This window comes from Nonomuraea sp. NPDC050310 (genome assembly GCF_040655795.1).
Taxonomy (GTDB): domain Bacteria; phylum Actinomycetota; class Actinomycetes; order Streptosporangiales; family Streptosporangiaceae; genus Nonomuraea.
On sequence record NZ_JBFAKP010000056.1, the window covers coordinates 1 to 1,564 of the forward strand.

Consider the following 1,564-nt stretch of genomic DNA (forward strand, 5'->3'; position numbering starts at 1 on the left):
CGAACCTGCCGAACAGCCGCAACGCGGCCACCAGCCGCTCCTGGCGATGACGGCGCGTCTCCTCGACGGTGTCGAAGGTCTGCGGCAGGCGGAAGATGAGCTGGTCGGCGGGGACGGGATCGAGGTTCATGTCCGCTCCGTGATCGGTGGGCTGACGGTGCATGCGCACAACGGTGCTAACACGCCCTGTCGGTCAAGAGTCACACCTGACACGCGGGCGAGCAACGGCTCTCGAACCAGAATCTGGTTCTCATGCTTGTGCGGTGGCACAATGTCGCTGGTGAACGGATCAGGCTTCCCGGTGCTGAGCGCCCGTCTGCTGGCCAGAGCCGACGAACTGGCCGCGGAGGCCGCCCGGCGGATCCGGGAGGCCGAGGCCGAGCTGGCGGTCGTCGCCGAGGAAGACCTGACCGCCGTCTGCGCCGAGCAGCTGCGCACGGCCCTCACCCACCTGAAGGAGGGGCAGGCGCTGCCGACCTCAACAGCCGAGGCCAACGCGCACCGGCGCGCGCTTCAAGGCATACCGCTAGCGGCCCTGTTGCACAGCTACCGGATCGGCACCCAGTTCCTGTGGGAGTGCTTCGTCGCCGAAAGCACCCCCGGCGAGCATGGGTCCCTCATCAAGAACGCGGGCGAGCTGTGGCTCGGCTTGGATCGAATGTCGGAGGCCATCCGCGCGGCCTACCGCGAGGCCGAAGCAGAGCGAGAACTGCGAGCCAGACTTGACCGTGACCGGCTGTTCGACGCGCTCCTCAGCACAGATCCCGCGCGGATCCGGGAGGGCGCCGACGCGCTCGGGCTGCCGCACCGGGGCCGCTTCCACGTCATCGCCACCGAGACCTCCGCACAGCTACCGGACACCACCGTGCAGCGTCAGCTGCCCACCGAACGGCTGGCTGTACTCTGCCTGCCCGCCTCCGCTGCTTTCCCCCTCCTGCGCGGCGGCCGTTTTGGTGTCAGCCCCCCATACGGACAGATCTCCCAGACCGCCGCGGCCGTGCGCCTGGCCCGGCTGGCCCTGGCCGCCCTGCCGCCCGGCGCCAATGACATCTGCCACTACGGAGAGCGCCCCCTCGCCACTCTGATCGCCGGCCATCCTGAGACCGCCGCCGACCTGGCCCGCCGTATCCTCGGCAGGCTGCTCGACCTGCCCCCCAACGACCGCGAAGACCTGCTTGCCACCGCTCGGGCATGGTTCACCGCGGCCGGCTCGACGGAGGGCGCAGCACGAGCCCTGTTCTGCCATCGCAACACGGTCAGATACCGCCTCGGCCGGCTGCAGGACCTGACCGGCCGCTCCGTCCATCATCCGGCCGAAGCGGCCGAACTGCTCCTCGCGCTGGAAACCGTCAGCCTTCAGGGCAGCTGAGACGATGGACTCAGAGCCCCGCCGCGGCCTCCAATCTCCGGCTTTTCGTGCTACCCCCACTCCGACGGCGCGCTCGCCGATGACCGCGACCGTCGCCCCATCAGCGGCTGCCGACCGCCTTCAAGATCCGCAGCGCGCCGGTCAGCAGGCCGGCCCAGGCCTCGGGGGAGACGCGGCCGGGCGGGGAGAAGCCCA

General features: G+C 70.1%; 1 protein-coding gene. It reads left to right on the top strand.

Annotated features, from left to right (window positions below):
* Positions 1-271 precede the first annotated feature (271 nt).
* Entirely contained in the window at positions 272-1,369 is a 1,098-nt protein-coding gene (locus tag AB0I67_RS43100; protein ID WP_357936790.1) for a helix-turn-helix domain-containing protein, read from the top strand.
* Positions 1,370-1,564: the final 195 nt, after the last annotated feature.